Here is an 18,754-nt window from a genome sequence, read left to right on the forward strand (position 1 = left end):
TGTCACTGCCCGACCCGGATCCAGATGTGGCCGTCGTCGACCCGCAGCGGAAGCTGCTCGAGCTGCGCGCCGGGCGCGCTGAGGCACTCCCCCGACGACGCGTCGTAGCAGAACCCGTGCCACGGGCAGGTCAGCGTGCCGTTGGAGGTGTCGAGCAGCGCGTTGTCCAGCGGGAGGCCCTCGTGCGCGCACGCGTTCTGGTATGCGGTGAGTCGCTGCTCGATGTTGACGACGATCACGTCGGCGTGCGCGCCGGACGCGGATGTCAGACTCAACGAGCTGACCGCGCCGACAGCGATATCGGACGCCGGGGCCGCCTTCACCCAACCCTCGGACTCAGGATCGGGCCCCATGAACAGCGAGTCGACCGAGATCAGTGTCGGCGAGGGCTCGTTGGGCAGCACCTCGACGCCGGTGATCGCCGCGACGCCCGCCACGAGCGCCCCTTCGACGAGGTTGCGCAGCGTCACCGAGGACATCGAGCAGCCGTTGCAGGCGCCCTCGAGGCGGACGTACGCGATGCCGTCCTCGATCCGGTCCAGCGACACGTCGCCGCCGTGGCTCTGCAGCTGCGGGCGCACCTCGACGAGCACGCGATTCGCCATGGTCACGGGGTCGGGCCGGATGATCCCGTGCAGCGACAGCAGCATGTGCACCGCCGGGTCGTCGACCAGCTCGAACAACAGGCCGCGAGCCGCCGGGTGCGACTGCATGCTGCGCACGATCGTGACCAGCCCGGACCGGTGGACGGCCTCGACGGCCGCCTTGAGCTCCTCGGCGGCGGCGCGGGCGGGCGGTTCGAGCTCGGACACGGCCTTCATCGCGGAATCGACGTTGCCGGCCAGTTCCTCGAAGGACGGTTCGGCCGATGCGGCCGTCTCGGGTGCCGCGGTGGTGGTCATGGCTGCTCCTGGGTCTTGATCAGGGTCTGCTGCCGGGCGACCTCGTCGAGCACACCGCGGACCGACCGCATGGAGCTGTGGTCACCGAACTCCTCGAAGAGGAACCGCGCCTCGTAGAGCTTCGCCTTGGCGGGATCGAACATCCCCAAGTGCGCGAGCGCGTTGCCCTGGTTGGCCAGCACCCTGGCGCGGCCCAGCGGGTCGGTCTCCCGATCGCGCATCTCGAGCACGGCCTCGTAGATCTCGACCGCCTCGACGAGGTTGTCGGCCTGGTGCTTGGACGGGGTGTAGACCAGCGAGTTGGCCAGGTTGAGCTGCGTGCTCGCCCACCGCTCGGGGTGGGTCTCGGGCGTGTAGACCTTCAACGCGCTGCGCAGCGACTGCACGGCTACGCCCAGCCGGAGCTGGTCGGACGCCTCGATCATCGGCATCGTCAGGTAGGCGGCGGCGAGGTCGGAGTGCGCCGCGGCCCACATGTCGGGTGCCTCGGCGCGCAGGATCAGCTGCAGCGTCGAGTGGTAGTGCGGGATGGCCTTCGCGACCAGGTCGGGCCGCTCGGTGCCCTGCGCGTGCAGTGCTCCGGCCAGCGCGAGGTGCAGCTCGGCCCGGCCGACCCGCAGGCCATCGGCACCGTCGAGGGCCTTCAGGGCCTTCTCCAGCCGCGGCGTGGCACCGTCACCCAGCCCGTCGTTCTCGAGGCAGACCGATGCGGCCGCGCCGAGCAGCAGCCCGGCCAGGGGTTGGGCGGGAGCGAGCTCGGCGGCCTCGTCGAGCAGCGCGACGGCAGCGGCCGGCTCATCGCGGCCCAGCGCGTCCGCAGCCTGCGCGGACAGCACCAGCGCGGCGATCTCGCCGTCGGTGTCGCCGCGCTCGGGCGGGGTGTCGGAGCGGCCGAGAACGAACTCCAGGACGTCGACGAGCGGCCCGAGCTCGCCGAGGTCGGCGCGGAGCGCATCGAGATCCGCGACACCGTCGGGGTCCAGGACGAACCGGTTGTACCGGGTGACGACATCGCCACCGGTGAGCGCGGCGAGCGCGGCGTCGCGGTCACCGGACAGCGCGAGCTCGTGAGCCCGCATCCGGGCGGGCCACGGCGCGGGTTCGCGTCCGGCCAGCAGGGTCAGTCGCGCGTCCTCGGTGTCAGCACCTGCCGGCACGAGGAGGTAGCCGGCGGGCAGCGGGAACGCACCCACCGGCTGTGGCCGGGTGGCCAGTTGGGCGGGGGCGATGATTGCCATCGACGTCGTTTCAGCCATTGAGTGGTCCTCGCAGATCGCGTTCGGCGGCGCGCTTGATCAGCCCGGCGGAGAGTTCGGCGCGGGCCTTGGTCGGGAAGGTGTCGATACGGTGCCGGACGATGCCGTCGACGAACATCACGACGATCTCCACGACCCATCGGCCGCGTTCGGAGTAGACGACCGTCTCCACGCTGTCGGCGTGTTCGACGTTCGGTCGCCCGTCGGGTTCGGGTTCGGGTTCGGGTAGGTCGGCCGGGTTCCAGGGAGCATCGTCGGTTGCCATCAGCGTCATGTCTCCGGGTCCTCCAGAGACACCCGAAGCGCGCCCTGGTCATCGTCCCAGACCGCACGGCGGATCCCGATCGGGATGCGGTCCGAGAGAACATCCCGAACCAGCGCCGACCGGTCACCCGCCGGATTGCGCTGTTTGAGCAGCAGACCCCCGCTCTGCGGGCCGCGCAAGGGCAACAGCCACAGTTGCCCGTCACGGAGCAGCGCGACGGCAGCGCTGGACGGGAACCGCTTCCCCGCCAGCCGGGCGTCGATCCGCAGATAGCCGTCGGCCGTGAACTCGACCTGTGGCCCGTCCGGGCCGGAGTCCTGCGCGGGCCGCAGCGGTCCGAGGTAGTCACGCTCGACCAGCGCGAGCACCTGCTCCATCGCGGCGACGACCGGCTCCGAAAGGTCCGCTCCCCACGCGACGGCCTGCGCCTCGATCAGGAAGACCGTGATGTCCTCCGGGCACGCCTCGCCCAGCGCCCAGCGGGCGAAGGCGATGGCGTGGTCCCACCGGAACGAGTGCGTGTGCAGACCCTGCAGCGGCGGCACGTTCTCCAGCTCGGCCCCGGGCACGCGGTAGATCGTGCCCGGAGCCGAGCCGGTCGCCGACGCATCGATGATCACGACCTTGGCGGCGCCGCGCATCTGGAACGCGACGTCCATCCCGGCCGTGCCGCCGTCGACGAGCCGGGCGCCGTCCGGGACGCCCAGCTCGAACAGGTGCCGGATCAGGATCGGTCCGACGCCGTCGTCACCCCGCAGGAGGTTCCCGCAGCCGACGATGAGGACCTCGCACCCTGGTCCGTCGATGTCGACTGCGGGAACAGCCTGCTGCTCGTTGTTCGTCGGGATCACACCATTCCGTTGATCACGAACTTGCTGAGCTCGCGGCCGGTCTTGCCGTCGTAGGCGTGGACCGTACAGACCAGGCACGAGTCGAAGCTGCGGGCGACGTGCCCCAGCTCCACCGGGTCCTCGACGTCGACGATCGGCGAGCCGATCAGCGCCTTCTCGATCGGGCCGACCGTACCCGCCCCGTCGCGTGGGCCGATGTTCCACGCGGTGGGGGTCACCACCTGATAGTTCTTGATCTTGTTGTCCTCGATGACGATCCAGTCCGACAGCGATCCGCGAGCGGCCTCGGTGGAACCGAAGCCCTTACCCTCGGCGTGCTCCGTGGGCTTGGTGTAGAAGCTCTCGTGCAGGTCGATCTGGTCGAGCCACTTGCGCGTCCAGGTGAAGTACTTGGAGGCCTCGTGCATGCGCGCCATCTGCCGCACGAACACGCTCGGCCCGATCTTGCTGACCATGTCCGGGAACAACGGGTCGTTGTCCTGGTGCGGCAGCGCGTTGGGGCCACCGGCCGCCATCCGCCGTGCCAGCGGGCCGGCCTCGAGCGGGACGTAGGTACCGCCGCCGGTGTCGTAGCGCGGGGACTTGGCCCAGCTGTACTTGCCCTGCTTGCGGCCCTCCTCGGGGTCGACCGGGTTGGTCTCGCCCTCGAACGGGTGCAGCGCCTGAGTGCCCTCGTAGAACGAGTGCGTGACATCCTCGCGGACCTTGGCCTGGTCGAAGGCCTGCCATTTGCCGTTGGCGTAGACGCCCGATCGGCCGATCAGTGCATCGTTGCGGCCCTCGATCGTCGGGTTCTCATACAGCGACGGCTCGAAGTAGGTACCACTGGCCAGGAAGTTGCCGACACCCGCGCCGTACTTGTCCAGGCCGACATCCAGGCAGTAGCGGATGAAGAACCCGCAGTCGCTCTCGCGCTGGGACTCGTTCTCATCGACCCACTCGAGCATGTCCTCCCAGCTCTTGATCTCCATCCAGCGCTCGATGGAGCAGCCGAGCCACTGCTTCTCCAGCCAGTTGTCCTTCCAGTGCTCCAGGATCGCGATCGCCCGGGTCACGTCCGACAGCGTCGGGGCGCACATCACGCCGCCGGGCACCATGAACGACGAGTGCGGCCACTGGCCGCCGAAGATCGCGTAGACCTCCACCGGCTTGGACGAGAGCACGACGCCGGGCTGGTAGCTGGTGCCGACGTAGGGTGCGAACCGGCGAACGGCCTCTGCGTACATCGGGGACTTCGCGTAGTTCTTGTTCGTCAGGTCGATGGCGAACAGGGCGTAGAAGTAGCGCGGGATGCTCTGCAGCGTCTCGCAGGCCTGGGCGATGTTGCGCACCAGCGTCGCGTTCGGCGGCATGTGGGTCTTCCATGCGGTGTCGAGCGCGTAGGCGGACTTGTAGAGGTGGCTGCCGCCGCAGATCCCGCAGATGCGGGGGCAGACGACGAGGCCGGCCTGCGGGTCCTTGCCCCGCAGGATGATCTCGAACCCGCGGAACATTGCGGCCTCGGTCCAGGCCGAGGTGACGACACCGTCCTCGATGGTGACGCGGACGTCGAGGTCGCCCTCGACGCGGCCCAAGGGGCTCACGAACAGGTCAAGCGCGGTCATTTGTGGGTCCTTTCAGGACAACCATTGTCGGGAGAGGTCACTCAGACCACGAACATGTCTTCCTTCGACCACTGGGGAGCGGCGATTCTGGCGGCGGCGGCGTGCGCCATGTACGTGAGGTGGTCGCTGCCCTCGGGAACTTCCTTCGGGATCGTGCCGGCCACCTTCTGGGTCTTGAACACCGTGCCGGGCGCCAGGTCGAAGAACGGGTACTCCGGCTCGGTGCAGCCCATGCACGGCATCCCGGCGCGGGTCTTCGACGACTGCCGGTTCCACAGGATCCGGTTGCACGGGGAGTGCGTCATCGGGCCCCGGCAGCCGAACTCGTAGAACAGGCAGCCGGTGCGGGTGCCCTCGCCGAACGAGGTCGTGGACTGCTTGTACTCGAAGAACTGCACGCGGGTACAGCCGGTCTGGGTGAAGGACTTGAAGAACGTCTCCGGCCGGTGCAACTCGTCGAGCGCGATGTCTCCGGCCCGGCCGGTGGCCAGTGCCACGAGGATCTGGGTGATCCAGTCCGGGTGGGCGGGGCAGCCCGGGATGTTGATGACGGGCAGGCCCATCTTCGAGCGGAAGTCCGGGCCGAGGAAGCCGCCCTTGTCGCGCTTGTGGAACTGCAGGCCCGTCGAGCCGGACGGGTTGGGCGCCATCGCCGGGATGCCTCCCCAGCAGGCGCAATCACCGATCGCGACCACGATCTGCGCCTGCGCGGCCAGATCGGTGACCCAGTCCTTCATCGGCCGGTCGGCGAACATGTCCATCCGGCCGGTGCCGTTGGGACCCTCGATGACGGTGCCTTCGAACACGAAGACGTCAAGCGGCTTGGAGCCGTCGGCGCAGTTCCGGAAGAGCCTCTGCGCGTTCTCTCCGAGTTCCAGACCGAGCGAGGGGTGCCAGAGCAGGTCCAGTCCGAAGTCGACGATCAGATCGACGACGTTGGGCTCCTCTGCGTTCAGGAACGACATGGTGTTGCCACTACAGGCCCCGCCTTGGAACCACAGCACAGACGCCATGGGAACTCCTTTCGATCGCGCCTCGCGGCGCGAGTCGCTGTGGTGGGAGACGACGCCGGAGCGCCGTTGAGAAGTGCGCGCCCGGGCGCTTACGAGGCCCGGCGCTGGCCGAAGGCCTTCACCAGCGCGAGGAAGAAGCCGAGTCCGCGGGAGACGTCGGGGTCCTTGAGCGCGCGGAGCAGCGCGAACGCTCCGCTCGGCCCCGTGGCGCTCGCAGTCCGGTCGGCATCGGCGACGGCGCCGGTGAGCTGTCCTACGACCGCGACCGTACGCGGTTCCGAAACGCCCGCGAGAAGCGTGGTGAGGGCCGGCGTCGCAGCTACCAGCGGGCCCGCCAAGGTGCTCACGGTATTCACGACACCCTTGACATCGATGCCGGCAAGTGAACCACTGGCACCTGCGGTGACACCGCGCAGCTCCCCGACGGCGTCGAAGAGCGAGTCGGCAATCACGTCGCCGCGGCTGAGGAAGCCGTCGAGTGCGACGACAGCGACCGCCAGCAGATCGGCATGGTCGAGCAGCGTGTTCAGCGCCGCAACAACCTTCGGCTCGTCCAAACGCTCCAGCAGGTCGTCTGCCGGAGAGCGGATGGCGAGTGGATCGTTCAGAGCCACAAGCGAACCTCCTGTGCCGTCGAGCACCATGATCCTGAGAACGGATGATCGTGAGCTAGGCCACAGGTAAGCAGACCCCGCTGCGGCTCGCCTATCGCCATCGCGCAGACACTGTCAGAATTGCGCAGACCTGCTGCCACGCATACGCACGACCTATCATCAACTCTTCCCTAGGACATCCCCCTAATCTAAGGACCTTCGCCGCACACTCACGGGAACGGCGGTCAGGTTGTGTCTCGCCTCAAGAAGCTGGGCTTCATCGACGTCCACCGCACCACGCTGCCGGTGCGGCGCAGGGTGCGGTCCAGAGGGATTCCGCCGGCGCTGGCGGACAACGAGATCTTCTACGCGGAGTCCGTCCGGGAAGCCGCCAGGCTGCTCGGGAAGGCGCTGTCTCCCGCGACGCTCGCCCTCTGCGACGATGACGCCCACATGTTCGCCGCCAGCCTGCACGGGATGCGCCTGCGCGACGTCAGCATGCTCCACATCGACCTCGGGATCGCCGCGACGCTCGACGTCCCTGCGATGGGCCCGTACTTCGCCGTGCACATGCCGACGAACGGGCATGCCATGTGCACCCACAACGGCCGCGAGTTCGAGGCCAACCCGATCCGTGCCGTCGTCACCAGCCCCGGGATGGCGCTGACGATGCAGTTCGCCCACGACTCCCCCCAGCTGATCATCCGCATCGAGCAGGAGGCACTGGCCCGGCACCTGACGCGGCTGATGGGCGGCAGCCTGTCGCGGCCGATCGTGTTCGAGCCGGAGATGGACCTGACAACCGACGCGGCGATGCGCTGGAACGGCGCGATCCAGCTCCTGCACGCAGAGGCCTTCTATCCCGATTCGTTGGTGCAGCACGGCCAGGGGATCGGCCCGCTCGAGGAGTTGCTGATGAGCACCCTGCTGCTGCTGCAGCCGTCCAACTACCAAACTCAGCTGCTCCTGCCCGCCGAGCAGGCCGGACGGCGGGTCGTGCGCGAGGCGCTCGACTACATCGAGGCCCACCTCAGCCAGCGAATCACCATGAACGACATCGCGAAGAGCGTGCACATGAGCGTGCGCGCGGTCCAGCAGGGCTTCCGTGACGAGCTGGGTACCAGCCCGATGCTCTACCTGCGCGATCGCAGGCTGGAGCGCGCACGCGAGGACCTCACCGACGCCGTCCCGTCCGATGGCGTTACCGTCACCAGCGTGGCTGAGAGGTGGGGGTTCACCCACCTCAGCAGCTTCTCGGTGCTCTACCGGAAGCGGTGGGACGAGTCCCCATCGGAGACCTTGCGCAGATGACACGCCTTCCGTAGGCGTGTACGGTCAGCCCGAAAAATGAGGGGGTCACACTGACGTGCACGAACTCTCGATCTGCCGATCGATCGCTGACATCGTCACCAAGCACGCCGACGGCCGGCACGTCGCGACCGTTCATATACGTATCGGGCAGCTGCGTCAGATCGTTCCCGACACACTTCTCTATTGCTGGTCAATGATGAACTCTGATACGCCACTCGCCGGCACGGAGTTGCAGGTGGAAAGCATTCCTGGCGCGCTGAGATGCGCGACGTGCCACACCACTCAAACCCTCGACGCTCCCGTACTGATCTGCAACTCATGCTCCGGTCGCGACGTCGAGATCATCTCCGGTGAGGAATTTCTCATCACCACTCTCGACCTTGCGGAGGCCTGATCCACATGGGGCGCTTTCACCGGCACGACGACACAACGACCGGGCACGGGCACGGGCACGGGCACGCCGACGATCACGAGCACCTGGGCGACCACTCCGGCTACAAGACCGGCGCGGACCGGATCGAGGTGCTTGAGCGGATCTTCGACGAAAACGACAACACCGCCGCGGAGAACCGATCCGACTTCGACAACGCACAGGTCACAGCCATCAACGTGATGTCCTCGCCCGGCGCCGGCAAGACGGCATTGCTGCGCGAAACGCTGCTCCGGATGCAGGGCGACCTGCGCGTCGGGATCGTCGAGGGCGACATCGAGACAAGCCTTGACTCCGACCGGCTCGAGGGGTTCGGAGCAGCGATCACGCTGATCAACACTGCCAACGGGTTCGGCGGTGAATGCCATCTCGATGCGCCCATGGTGCGCTCGGCGCTCCCGCGGCTACCACTCGATAATCTCGACCTGGTCATCATCGAGAACGTCGGGAATCTCGTCTGCCCAGCCGAATTCAAGGTCGGCGAGCACCTGCGAGCCATGGTCTACGCCATTACCGAGGGCGAGGAGAAGCCACTGAAATACCCGGTGATGTTCCGCTCCGCAGATCTCGTGCTGGTCAACAAGATCGACCTGCTCCCTCATCTAAATTTCGACCTGCCCGCCTTCTACGCAAATTTGAAGGCTGTCAACCCCACCGTAACCGTCATCGAAACCAGCGCGAGCACCGGGCACGGCGTCGAAGAGTGGTGTTCCTGGCTGAAGACAAAGCACGGCGAACGGCTCTCATCGAAGAACTAACGCGACCAGCTGCAGCGGTGGGCGCAGCGGGCGAAGTCCTCCCCAGCGTTGGCGCAGCGCAGCAAGATCGTGCTTGCCTGCGCTGATGGTGTGACGAACAAGCAGATCGCCACGGATCTGCGGGTGCACCCGACCACGGTCACGAAGTGGCGCACCCGGTTCGTGAACCAGCGCCTGGACGGGCTCGTCGATGAGGACCGACCCGGGCGACCGCCGTCGATCACGGTGGATCAGGTCGAGCAGGTGATCGTGGAGACGCCGGAACAGACCCCGCGGGAGGCCACCCACTGGTCACGGGCCTCGACGGCACAACGCTCCGGGTTGAGCCGTTCCACCGTCGGGCGGATCTGGCGCAGCTTCGGGCTCAAACCACACCTCGCCGACACCTTCAGGTTGTCCACCGATCCGCTGTTCGTCGAGAAGGTCGTTGACGTCGTCGGGCTGTATCACCACCCGCCCGAGCGGGCGGTCGTGCTCTGCGTCGACGAAAAGTCGCAGGTCAAAGCGTTGAACAGGTCCCAGCCGGTGCTGCCGATGATGCCCGGCATGCCCGAGCGGCGCACCCGCGACTACTACCGCCACGCCACCACGAGCCTGTTCGCCGCGTTCAACATCGCCGATGGCACCGTGATCGGCGAGCCGCACCGCCAGCACCGCGCTATCGAGTTCCGCACGTTCCTGATCACGATCGACAAGACCGTGCCCGCCGAGCTGGACGTGCACCTGATCTGCGACAACTACGCCACCCACGAGATCCCCGCGATCAAGGCCTGGCTGGCGTAACACCCCCGCTTCCACATGCACTTCACCCCGACCGGATCCTCGTGGATCAACCAGGTCGAGCGCTGGTTCGGGTTCCTCACCGACCAGAAGATCCGCCGCAGGCCCTCGAGGCCGACATCGCCGAGTACTGCCCGTCGCGCTGGTCGACCTGCAGATGCCCGACCTCGACGGATTCGGAACGACCCGCGAGCTCGCCCGGGGCGCACCGGCGGTCGCGGTCTGCGTGCTCACCATGCACGACGATGACGACTCGCTGTTCACCGCGATGAAGGCCGGGGCGCGCGGCTACCTGCTCAAGGGTACCGAGCAGGAGGACATCGCACGGGCCGTGCGCGCGGTCACCCGCGGCGAGGTGCTCTTCGCACCGGAGGTCGCCGGCCGCGTGCTCGGCAGGCTCTCCGGGCGCGACGCACCGGCGGCGCAGCCGTTCTCGCGGTTGACCCGCGCGAACTCGACGTGCTCGACCTCGTCGCGGCGGGCATCCCCACGGCAGACATCGCGGCCAGGCTCGGCGTGTCGACGAAGACGGTGTCCAACAACGTCTCCACGATCCTCGGCAAGCTCGGGCTGACCGACCGCGTACAGGCCGCCGTTGTCGCCCGCGACGCCGGACCCGGCCGCTCGGACCGAACCGGCCTGCCATGAAGTCCCTCATGGCCTTCGGCCTGCCCCCGGACTTGCAGGAAGGCCACCGCCACCTTCCCCGCAAGAACGTGATCACCACCGATGAGCACCCCGTTGCGGCGGCCTACACCTCGAACCCGGGGCTGCCGATGAGGCCGCCCGCACGAGTCTCAGCGGAGAACCTTGACGTGGCAGCGGGCAGCTGAGCCGCGCAGCTCGACATCACACCAGAAGCCCGCCCCCATCACGCCTTCGTGCACGCCAGACCCCCGGTGTCCACCGATCGGCCGACACCCGGCTCATCTCCGCGATGGCCCCACCGGTCGACGGTGCCGAACCCCGCCGCGGCGCACTGTTGGGACATCGGGGAAACACCCCGGAGTCACCGCACAAGGAGCCACCACCATGGACGCCGAGACCCTCTCCACCACCGGCACCACCACCGCCGCGAAGACGTCCCACCGGGGCCGCACGATCGCACTCGCCATCGGCGCCACCCTCGCCGGAGCCGGCATCGCCACCGGCATCGTCCTCGGGCTCACCGCGGGCACCGCGAGCGCGACCACCCCGGCCCCGACCACCCCGACCACCGTCGTCATCCACGGCGGCGGCAACGGCATCCCGGCCCACCACATCGTCCCCGTGACGCCCGTGAGCCCCGTCAAGCCGGTCGTGCCGGTCACCCCGGTCACCCCGGTCACGCCCGTCAACCCGGTCGGGCCCAGCGCGGCGATCACGACGCTGCAGACCGAGCTCGGCCAGCTCAACTACTACGAAGGCCCCGTCACCGGGATCATGAACGCCCAGACCACCCAGGCCATCACCTACCTGCAGCGCGACGCCCACCTGCCCCAGACCGGCACGATGAACGCCGCCACCCAGGCCGCACTCGCCAACTTCCTCGCAGCTGGCAACAACCAGATGGGCAGCTGAGCGCGCCCGCACCTGGGACCGGGAAGGGCGTCGCCGCGTCTCCCGGCGACGCCCCGAGCGACCGAGCGACCGAGCGAGTCTGCTGGTCTCCCGAACAGGCCGTGACGTTCCTCCGCCACTGCGGCCTGGAGCACTTGACCCCAAGTACAGCGCACATTCCTGTTCCAGATCTGCTCCACGTCAATTGGTCAATGGCCGGGCGTCAGAACCCTGCCCGTCGCCCCGACCGACAGGCCATCTGCGGCTTGCCGCTTCCACGCCGGCGAGGCACCCGTCCACCTCGCCGCTGTAGATCCGGTCCATGAGCGCCGTCGTGGTTGCGCCGACGGCCGGCGCACATGGACCCGGAGATCTCGTGCCGCTCCGGCGCCCCACGCGGAACCGGTGGCCGGTGGCGCTTTCGTCGACCCGAACGGCGGATCGCCGTTCGTCGTGCACGAGCCGGCCGTCGGCTTTGATCGTCACTGCGTACGGGAGGACCAACTTGCCGGTCCTTCGGTAGTCTGCGAAGCCGACCTCGACCGCTGTCTTTTCACCCTGTTCGGAAAGCCGCACGGTGTCCGGCAGCCCAGTGGCGGCAAGCCGAATCGTCATCACGGACGATCCCCACAGACGCAGTCGGATCGCATCCCGAGTGGCCGTCACGGCGCAGCGGGGGCGCGCCAGCATTCGGGCGAGGCGCAGGGGCGAGGTCAGGTCGAGATGGCGCAGGCGGGCGGCCACCCGCCATTCCGCGACGGGCCCGTCCACGGCGTCCGACCCAGCAAGTGCGACTCCTTCGAGGTGTCCGCGCGTTCCATTCCCGATCTCGGTGTAGGCAAGTCGGGCGAGCCGGGACAGGCCTTCCGAGCTCAGGACGAGGTGGTAGCTGGGTTCCTCCGCGTGCTCCACGAGGATGGCGGCGAATTCGACGGTGCCGGCGGCACCTATCCGGCTGCCTGTCGCGACGCTCGTCTGAGTTGTGGCCGCCATGACCGCGGGACGGCCACCCAGAGCGGCCAGCATCCGCTCGATGGCCCCGCGCTCGATCACACTGTTCACGCCGTCGACCGTTCGCATCGTTGCGCCTCCTGAGCGAGCTGACTGGGCGATTCTTCGCTCCCCAGATGACGCCGTCCAATGCATGGCTGGCAGCACTATCATGCGCGCAGTGCATATCGAGAACGTGGACCTCAACCTGCTCACGGCACTCGAGGTGTTGCTCGACGAGCGGCACGTCTCGCGGGCCGCTCTGCGCTCGCACCTGAGCCAGTCGGCCATGAGCCGGACCCTTGCCCGGCTGCGCACGACCTTCAACGACGAACTGCTGATCCGCACGGCAGCCGGGTACGAGCTGACGCCGAGGGCCCATGCGATCCAGCACGAGCTCGCACACGTCATGCCCCGGCTGCGGTCGCTCGTGCGCGGCGACGCGTTCGACCCCGCGACAGCGACCGACACCATCCGGGTCGCCTGCACCGACTATGCCGCGACGGTGCTCGGCGGCACGCTGTTCGGGCGCCTGTTCCGAGCGGCCCCGAACCTGTCGCTGGTGATCGAGCCGCTCAGCGCGCACACGTTCGACGATGTCGAGCACGGCCGGGTGGACCTGGCGCTCTCTCCGGTCACGCCGCCCGCGCCCCTTCGGCGGAAGGCGCTGTTCACCGAGGACTTCGTCTGCGCGCTCGCGCACACGCACCCGTTCACGGGCGATCGACTGACCATCGACGACGTCGCTCGCTACCCCCATGCGAGCGTCGTCGTGATGCACGACGACACGATGCTGGTGGAGAACCGCCTCGCGCAGCTGGGCGTGCGTCCGCCCCCGGGACTGCGGGTGCCTTACTTCAGCGCCGCGGTGGCCGCGCTGCCCGGCACCGACCTCATCGCCGTGCTGCCGCGGCGCTTCGCGACCCTGCACGCCGGACCGCTCCTGCGCACGGTGGGTGCGCCGGTCGAGTTCACCCCGTTCCTGTACTCGATGATCTGGCATCCGCGCCTGAGCGCCGATCCGGCGCACACCTGGTTCCGTGCGCTCGTGCAGACGGCCGGTGACGGGCTGGCCAAGTCATTCGAAAGTGATGGCGACACTCGAACGGTGGTACCGTCCACGGGTGGCGATCTCGACGGCGGTCACCCGGACCGATGAGCTGTACGCCAGGATCCGCGGCGACATCCTCGGCGGCCGGCTGGTTCCGGGTGAACACCTGCGGTTCCCCCAGCTGCCCCAGCACTACGAGGCCAGCGTCGGCGCCACCCGCGAGGTTCTCACCCGGCTCGCCGCCGACGGGCTGGTGCTGTCCGAGGCCCGCCGCGGCTACCGGGTACGCCCGCTCTCCCACTCCGACCTCCTCGAGCTCACCCAGGCCCGGGTCGAGCAGGAGTCGCTGGTCCTGCGGCTGTCGATCACGGACGGGGACACGTCGTTCGAGGCACAGGCGGTGGCTGCCCACCACATGCTCGAGCGGGCGCCCTACCTCGACGAGGCCGACCCGAGCCACCCCACACCGGTGTGGGCGGCCGCCCACGCGGCCTTCCATGAGGCGCTGTTGGCCGGCTGCGCCAACCGACGGCTGCTGGCCACCGCGCTGAGCTTGCGCGCCGAGGCCGAGCTCTACCGGGCGTGGGGGGTGGCGTTCGGCGGCGACTCGGGCCACGACGTCGCGCAGGAGCACCGGATGCTTCTGCACCACACGGTCGGCCGCGACACCGACGCAGCCGTGCAGCTGCTGCGCGACCACATCGCGCACACCGCCCAGCTACTGATCAGCTGCGCACCCGACCAGCCGAACCGGATCGCTGCCGCGACCTGAGCTGATCGGCCGGCGGAGCGCGGGTACCCCGCAGCACCAGTGCGACCGGGATGCGCCGCTCGACCGGGTTCGGTCCGGGCGATCGCATCTCGTCGACCAGCAGCTCGACGGCGGCGCGCGCGAGCCCATCGAAGTCGCAGGCCACGGTCGCCGGACCGACGAGCGGCCAAGCGGCCATCGGGATGTCGTCGAACCCGACGACGGCGAGCTCGGCCGGGACAGCGATTCCACGCTCCCACGCCGCCGACAGCACGTCCATGGCGTCCCGTCGTTGCCGCAGACGATCGCCGCCGGCCGCTCCGGGCCCGGCGAGCGGTGAGTGCGCTGCCGCCATCCCGGCGGCGTTGCCCACCGTGGCGCAGTTGCGACTCCGCGTGGTCGAGCATCTCGGGGAAGTCCCCGGCACGCACTGCTGATTACCTACCAGGCCCTGCGGATCGCGATCAGCGATACCACTCTTCACCGGCCCGACATCGATCCCGACCGCGGGAGCTTCACCATCGCCCTGCACGCCGCGCGCGACCAGCTCGTCGCCGCGACCGGGATCATCACCGACACCGTCATAGACCTGATCGGAACCATCGGCCAGCACGTCCTCGACGCGCTGCCACCCGCCCGTCGGGTCCGTACCAACCCCCGCGTGGTCAAACGCGCCATCTCCAAGTACGTCGCGAGCACAGCCAAGGGCCACCTACGCGGACCCAGCCGCCCCGCGAAGATCACCATCGAGATAGAAGCGATCTTGACAGTGCAGCCCTCGACCTAAGACCCAGCTGAACGGCTTTGGCATTAGCCACCCCACTGGGCAGAGCGCGGGACCACGATCTGCACAGCGAGGACCGCGCTCGCGTACGGGTCGATCAGCTCGCGAGCGACGCGGACGTGGTCCGGGTGCTCCATGTAGGCGGCGAGGCCGGCCTCGTCGTCGACGACAGCGGTGATCGCGTAGTGGCCGTTGGCCGCCGCCAGTCCGAGATCGGGGCCGAAGCTGTACTCGCGCAACGCGGGGATGCGCGCCGGGAGCGCACCGAGCGCACAGCTGATCGCCGCGATCGCGCCGGCGGTCATGCCGTCGGTGAACCGGAACGTCACGAGGTGGCGGATCACGATTCCGGCCGATCCACCGCGCCGAGCGCGCGCTCTGTCGTCGTGGTCACGAACCGACGGTAGCAGGATACGAGTTATCGGCAAATATTCGAATTACTGTTGACGGATCGAACCTCAGCCGCCTACAACTGTGCGACCGCCGCCGACGACGGCGGCGGCACGAGGAGGCTTCGATGACGCTCACCCAGGCGGCCACGGACGTCGGCGGCGTGCCGGACGCACCCGTCCACCAGTACTTCAGCGGCGGCAGGTGGCTGCCGGCCGACAGCGGCGCGACGTTCGCCGATCACGAGCCCTTCACCGGCGCGCTGTTCGCCAACGTGGCCGACTGCGGCCGCGATGAGGCCCGACGCGCGGTCGAGGCCGCGGCCACGGCGTTCCCCGCCTGGGCTGCACTCGCCCCGGCCAAGAAGGCCGTCCTGTTCCTGCGGGCCGCCGACATCATCGGGCGCCGCCGCGACGAGTTGGCGCTGGTGCTCGCCCGCGAGACCGGATGCACGCTGTTCTTCGCCGACTTCCAGCAGAACCTGGTCATCCAGACGCTCCAGCAGGCCGCCGGCTGGGTGTACCTGCCGCGCGGCGACATCCTCCAGTCCGACGTCCCCGGCACGTACTCGACGGCCGTGCGACGCCCGCTCGGCGTGGTCGCGAGCTTCACGCCGTGGAACGGCGCGAGCATCCTCGCCTGGCGCGCGGTGCTCTCCCCGCTGGCCGCGGGCAACACGGTGGTCGTCAAGCCCTCGGAGCTGGCGCCGATCTCGGCGGGCCTGCTGGTCGCTGAGATCGCCGAGGAGGCCGGGTTCCCGCCCGGCGTGGTCAACGTGGTGACCCATGCACCTGGGGGTGCCGGGCCGATCGCCGACGAGTTCTTCGACATCGCCGAGGTGCGCTGCATCAACTTCATCGGCAGCGTCAAGACCGCCCGCATGCTCGCCGAGCGGGCCGGTCGGGTCCTCAAGCGCTCGGTGATGGAGCTCGGCGGCTACAACCCGCTGATCATCCTCGACGACGTCGCCATGGACTACGCCGTACGCGTGGCCGCGTTCAGCGCCTTCTTCCACCAGGGCCAGATCTGCATGAACGCCCGCAAGATCCTCGTGCAGCGCGGCATCTACGACGAGTTCCTCGCCAAGCTGGTCGAGAAGACCGAGACGCTGCCGATGGGCGACCCGCAGCGCGACGGCACGATCGTGGGCCCGCTGATCACACCCGAGGCGGTCGCGATGGTCCACGAGCGCGTGCAGGACGCCGTGGCCAAGGGCGGACGCGTCGTCACCGGCGGCACGTTCGAGGGCCAGGTCTACGCGCCGACCGTGCTCGTCGACGTCCCCGACGATGCGATCGTGTCCTGCGAGGAGACGTTCGGGCCGGTGGTGATCGTGCAGCCCGTCGACGACGCCGACGAGGCGATCACCGTCGCCAACCGTTCCCGCTACGGCCTGACCTCGGCGATCCTCACCGGCGACACCTACCGCGGGTTCGAGCTGGCGTCACAGGTCAAATCCGGTGCCGTGCACGTCAACATGCCGACCGTCGACGACGAGATCCAGGCCCCGATCGGCGGCGTGCGCGACAGCGGCTGGGGCCGCACCGGCCCCTACAGCATCGACGACTTCACCGACCTGATCTGGATCAACGTCCAGAGCGGGCAGCGCGACCTGCCGATCGCCTGACCCACTCCCCTGACCCGAATCGAGGCACCGTGCGCATCGCCAACCTCGCCGGGCGGCTCGTGCTCGTCGACGCCACCGGCACCTCCGCGGTAGACGTCGCGACGGCCAGCACCGGCCGGTTCGACCCCCACCCCCAGGCCGCCTACGCCCGCTGGGACGAGCTCGCCGCCTTCGCCGCCACCCTCGATCCGGCGGCCGACGGCAAGCCGTTCGCCGTCGCCGACCTGGCGGCGCCCGTCCCGGCACCCCGCCAGGTGTTCGCCATCGGGCTCAACTATCGCGACCATGCCGCCGAGTCGGGCTTCGAACCGCCCGCGGAGCCCGTCGTCTTCACGAAGTTCCCGAGCTGCATCACCGGCCCGACCGGCGATGTCGCCCTCCCGCCCGGCGGGCACACCGACTGGGAGGTGGAGCTGGTCGCGGTGATCGGGAGGCGCGCGCACCACGTCCCGTTGGAGCAGGGGTGGAGCCACGTCGCCGGGTTGACGATCGGTCAGGACATCTCCGAGCGGATCACCCAGTTCAACGCGCACCCGCCGCAGTTCGCGCTCGGCAAGTCCTTCCCCGGCTTCGGGCCGATCGGGCCGTGGGTGGTCGGCGTCGACGAGTTCGCCGACCCCGATGACATCGCGCTGGAGTGCGACGTCAACGGCGAGCAGGTGCAGAAGGGCCGCACCCGCGACCTCGTCTTCACGGTGCCTGAGCTGATCCACCGGCTCTCGGCGATCCTGCCGCTCGACCCGGGTGACGTGATCTTCACGGGTACCCCCGCCGGTGTCGGGATGGGCCGCGACCCGCAGCGCTTCCTCGCCGACGGCGACGAGCTCGTCACCCGCATCGACGGGATCGGCGAGCTCAGGCACCGGTTCGTCGCGGGCTGAGGGCGGACTCCATGGGCCTGCATCGATTGGCGTCGATCGTCATGGGCGTGCCGAACGTCGCCGCGACCGCGGCGTACTACGCCGACTTCGGACTCGCCGACGAGACCGACGGCTGGTTCAGCACCCGCGACGGTGGCCGCCAGCTGCGCGTCGTCGCGACACCGAGCAGGCGGCTGGTCGAGCTGACCGTCGGTGTCGACGACCCCGACGACCTCGGTCGGGCCGCGGTCGGGCTGACGCGACTGGGCGTCGGGTCCGAGCGCACCGCCACGACGCTCGCCGCGGATGATCCGGCCACGGGCCTGCGCACGGTCCTGCAGGTGGCGCCGCGAGTGAACCAGCCGGAGACACCGGCCCCGATCTACAATGGACCAGGACGCATCGATCGGGTCGGCGCCCGCACTCCCGGTGTCCTCCGGACGGACCGCGTCACGCCGCGCAAGCTCGGCCACGCCGTACTCGGCTCGACGGACCTGACGACCACCGTCCGGTTCCTGGTCGAGGGCCTCGGCTTCCAGATCAGCGACCACATCAAGGACGAGGGCGCGTTCCTGCGCTGCTCACAGGACCATCACAACGTTCTGGTGCTCCGCGCGCCCGTGACGTTCCTGCATCACACCGCGTGGCAGGTCGACGACGTCGACGACGTCGGGCGGGGCGCGTTCGACATGCTCGACGGCCATCCCGAGCGCCACGTCTGGGGCCTGGGCAGGCATTTCGCCGGGTCGAACTTCTTCTGGTACCTGAAGGACCCGGCCGGCAACTTCAGCGAGTACTACTCCGACATGGACAGTATCGTCGACGACCAGCTCTGGTCGCCGGAGGTGCTCGAAGGCGCCAAGGGGCTCTTCGCGTGGGGGCCGCAGCCGCCGCCGTCGTTCCTGCGCCCCGACGACCTCGCCGCCCTGATGGTCGGGGTCCACGCCCCGACCTGAGCGGCCCGCACCCCGCACGTCCCCCACGCCGGCCCTGCGGTCC

At 69.0% G+C, this 18,754-nt stretch carries 21 protein-coding genes and 3 pseudogenes; 14 read left to right on the forward strand and 10 right to left on the reverse strand.

Features of this window, described 5'->3' with window-relative positions; genetic code table 11:
* Positions 1-2: 2 nt before the first annotated feature.
* From ACFPFQ_RS16715 to ACFPFQ_RS16745, 7 genes are all read right to left on the reverse strand, one after another.
* Complete coding sequence (locus tag ACFPFQ_RS16715) at positions 3-902, reverse strand: NifU family protein (protein ID WP_379619684.1); 900 nt, start codon at positions 900-902, stop codon at positions 3-5.
* Positions 899-2,158, reverse strand: coding sequence for a hypothetical protein (locus ACFPFQ_RS16720; RefSeq protein WP_379619686.1), 1,260 nt, complete (start codon positions 2,156-2,158; stop codon positions 899-901). The genes ACFPFQ_RS16715 and ACFPFQ_RS16720 overlap by 4 nt, the downstream gene beginning before the upstream one ends.
* On the reverse strand, positions 2,151-2,330 hold the full coding sequence (locus tag ACFPFQ_RS16725; protein ID WP_379619688.1) for a hypothetical protein: 180 nt from the start codon (positions 2,328-2,330) through the stop codon (positions 2,151-2,153). The genes ACFPFQ_RS16720 and ACFPFQ_RS16725 overlap by 8 nt, the downstream gene beginning before the upstream one ends.
* 98 nt (positions 2,331-2,428) lie before the next feature.
* A complete protein-coding gene (locus ACFPFQ_RS16730) occupies positions 2,429-3,274 on the reverse strand; it encodes a hydrogenase maturation protease (protein ID WP_379619690.1) in 846 nt (281 codons plus the stop codon).
* Positions 3,271-4,878, reverse strand: coding sequence for a nickel-dependent hydrogenase large subunit (locus ACFPFQ_RS16735; protein ID WP_379619692.1), 1,608 nt, complete (start codon positions 4,876-4,878; stop codon positions 3,271-3,273). Before ACFPFQ_RS16735 ends, ACFPFQ_RS16730 begins: the two co-directional genes overlap by 4 nt.
* A gap of 41 nt (positions 4,879-4,919) precedes the next feature.
* Positions 4,920-5,891, reverse strand: coding sequence for a hydrogenase (locus ACFPFQ_RS16740; protein WP_379619694.1), 972 nt, complete (start codon positions 5,889-5,891; stop codon positions 4,920-4,922).
* A gap of 89 nt (positions 5,892-5,980) precedes the next feature.
* The gene (locus ACFPFQ_RS16745; RefSeq protein ID WP_379619696.1) at positions 5,981-6,505 is read right to left on the reverse strand and encodes a DUF1641 domain-containing protein; all 525 of its coding nucleotides are present in this window, start codon (positions 6,503-6,505) and stop codon (positions 5,981-5,983) included.
* A gap of 231 nt (positions 6,506-6,736) precedes the next feature.
* Here ACFPFQ_RS16745 and ACFPFQ_RS16750 point away from each other — a divergent pair, with 231 nt between their 5' ends.
* The 8 genes and pseudogenes from ACFPFQ_RS16750 to ACFPFQ_RS16785 all read left to right on the forward strand — a co-directional run bounded on the left by ACFPFQ_RS16750 (position 6,737) and on the right by ACFPFQ_RS16785 (position 11,323).
* Positions 6,737-7,795 carry an AraC family transcriptional regulator gene (locus tag ACFPFQ_RS16750; RefSeq protein WP_379619698.1) on the forward strand — a complete coding sequence of 353 codons (1,059 nt, stop codon included), beginning with the start codon at positions 6,737-6,739 and terminating at the stop codon, positions 7,793-7,795.
* Positions 7,796-7,850: 55 nt separating this feature from the next.
* Positions 7,851-8,189 (forward strand): hydrogenase maturation nickel metallochaperone HypA, encoded by a 339-nt coding sequence (locus ACFPFQ_RS16755; protein WP_379619700.1) that lies wholly within the window; start codon positions 7,851-7,853, stop codon positions 8,187-8,189.
* Between the two features lie 5 nt (positions 8,190-8,194).
* On the forward strand, positions 8,195-8,983 hold the full coding sequence (hypB, locus tag ACFPFQ_RS16760) for a hydrogenase nickel incorporation protein HypB (RefSeq protein WP_379619702.1): 789 nt from the start codon (positions 8,195-8,197) through the stop codon (positions 8,981-8,983).
* Positions 8,984-8,992: 9 nt separating this feature from the next.
* Positions 8,993-9,997, forward strand: a pseudogene (locus ACFPFQ_RS16765) (IS630 family transposase); the annotation flags it as partial.
* Positions 9,960-10,037: pseudogene (locus ACFPFQ_RS16770) on the forward strand (hypothetical protein); the annotation flags it as partial. The pseudogenes ACFPFQ_RS16765 and ACFPFQ_RS16770, both read left to right, overlap by 38 nt.
* A 182-nt stretch (positions 10,038-10,219) precedes the next feature.
* A pseudogene (locus ACFPFQ_RS16775) lies at positions 10,220-10,411 on the forward strand (response regulator transcription factor); the annotation flags it as partial.
* Between the two features lie 8 nt (positions 10,412-10,419).
* Positions 10,420-10,596, forward strand: coding sequence for a hypothetical protein (locus tag ACFPFQ_RS16780; RefSeq protein ID WP_379619704.1), 177 nt, complete (start codon positions 10,420-10,422; stop codon positions 10,594-10,596).
* Positions 10,597-10,795: 199 nt separating this feature from the next.
* Complete coding sequence (locus tag ACFPFQ_RS16785; RefSeq protein WP_379619706.1) at positions 10,796-11,323, forward strand: peptidoglycan-binding domain-containing protein; 528 nt, start codon at positions 10,796-10,798, stop codon at positions 11,321-11,323.
* A gap of 180 nt (positions 11,324-11,503) precedes the next feature.
* Here ACFPFQ_RS16785 and ACFPFQ_RS16790 read toward each other — a convergent pair whose 3' ends face one another.
* Complete coding sequence (locus tag ACFPFQ_RS16790; RefSeq protein WP_379619708.1) at positions 11,504-12,382, reverse strand: hypothetical protein; 879 nt, start codon at positions 12,380-12,382, stop codon at positions 11,504-11,506.
* 82 nt (positions 12,383-12,464) lie between these two features.
* Here ACFPFQ_RS16790 and ACFPFQ_RS16795 point away from each other — a divergent pair, with 82 nt between their 5' ends.
* Complete coding sequence (locus tag ACFPFQ_RS16795; protein ID WP_379619710.1) at positions 12,465-13,451, forward strand: LysR family transcriptional regulator; 987 nt, start codon at positions 12,465-12,467, stop codon at positions 13,449-13,451.
* Positions 13,417-14,115 carry a GntR family transcriptional regulator gene (locus ACFPFQ_RS16800; protein ID WP_379619712.1) on the forward strand — a complete coding sequence of 233 codons (699 nt, stop codon included), beginning with the start codon at positions 13,417-13,419 and terminating at the stop codon, positions 14,113-14,115. Before ACFPFQ_RS16795 ends, ACFPFQ_RS16800 begins: the two co-directional genes overlap by 35 nt.
* Here ACFPFQ_RS16800 and ACFPFQ_RS16805 read toward each other — a convergent pair.
* Positions 14,069-14,374 carry a substrate-binding domain-containing protein gene (locus tag ACFPFQ_RS16805; protein WP_379619714.1) on the reverse strand — a complete coding sequence of 102 codons (306 nt, stop codon included), beginning with the start codon at positions 14,372-14,374 and terminating at the stop codon, positions 14,069-14,071. The two genes, ACFPFQ_RS16800 and ACFPFQ_RS16805, sit on opposite strands and share 47 nt — an antisense overlap.
* 60 nt (positions 14,375-14,434) lie before the next feature.
* Between ACFPFQ_RS16805 and ACFPFQ_RS16810 the strand changes: the two genes are divergently transcribed.
* Positions 14,435-14,881, forward strand: coding sequence for a hypothetical protein (locus tag ACFPFQ_RS16810; RefSeq protein ID WP_379619716.1), 447 nt, complete (start codon positions 14,435-14,437; stop codon positions 14,879-14,881).
* Positions 14,882-14,904: 23 nt separating this feature from the next.
* Here ACFPFQ_RS16810 and ACFPFQ_RS16815 read toward each other — a convergent pair whose 3' ends face one another.
* On the reverse strand, positions 14,905-15,222 hold the full coding sequence (locus tag ACFPFQ_RS16815) for a Dabb family protein (protein ID WP_379619718.1): 318 nt from the start codon (positions 15,220-15,222) through the stop codon (positions 14,905-14,907).
* A gap of 173 nt (positions 15,223-15,395) precedes the next feature.
* Here ACFPFQ_RS16815 and ACFPFQ_RS16820 point away from each other — a divergent pair, with 173 nt between their 5' ends.
* Genes ACFPFQ_RS16820 through ACFPFQ_RS16830 form a run of 3 tightly spaced genes read left to right on the forward strand, consistent with a single transcriptional unit; the run spans position 15,396 to position 18,711 of the window.
* Positions 15,396-16,895 (forward strand): aldehyde dehydrogenase family protein, encoded by a 1,500-nt coding sequence (locus tag ACFPFQ_RS16820; protein ID WP_379619720.1) that lies wholly within the window; start codon positions 15,396-15,398, stop codon positions 16,893-16,895.
* A 29-nt stretch (positions 16,896-16,924) separates the two neighbouring features.
* Positions 16,925-17,776, forward strand: a complete 852-nt coding sequence (locus tag ACFPFQ_RS16825; RefSeq protein ID WP_379619722.1) for a fumarylacetoacetate hydrolase family protein — start codon at positions 16,925-16,927, stop codon at positions 17,774-17,776.
* Positions 17,777-17,817: 41 nt separating this feature from the next.
* Positions 17,818-18,711 (forward strand): VOC family protein, encoded by an 894-nt coding sequence (locus ACFPFQ_RS16830; RefSeq protein ID WP_379619768.1) that lies wholly within the window; start codon positions 17,818-17,820, stop codon positions 18,709-18,711.
* Positions 18,712-18,754: the final 43 nt, after the last annotated feature.

The sequence above is a fragment of the Pseudonocardia sp. GCM10023141 genome, from assembly GCF_042653605.1.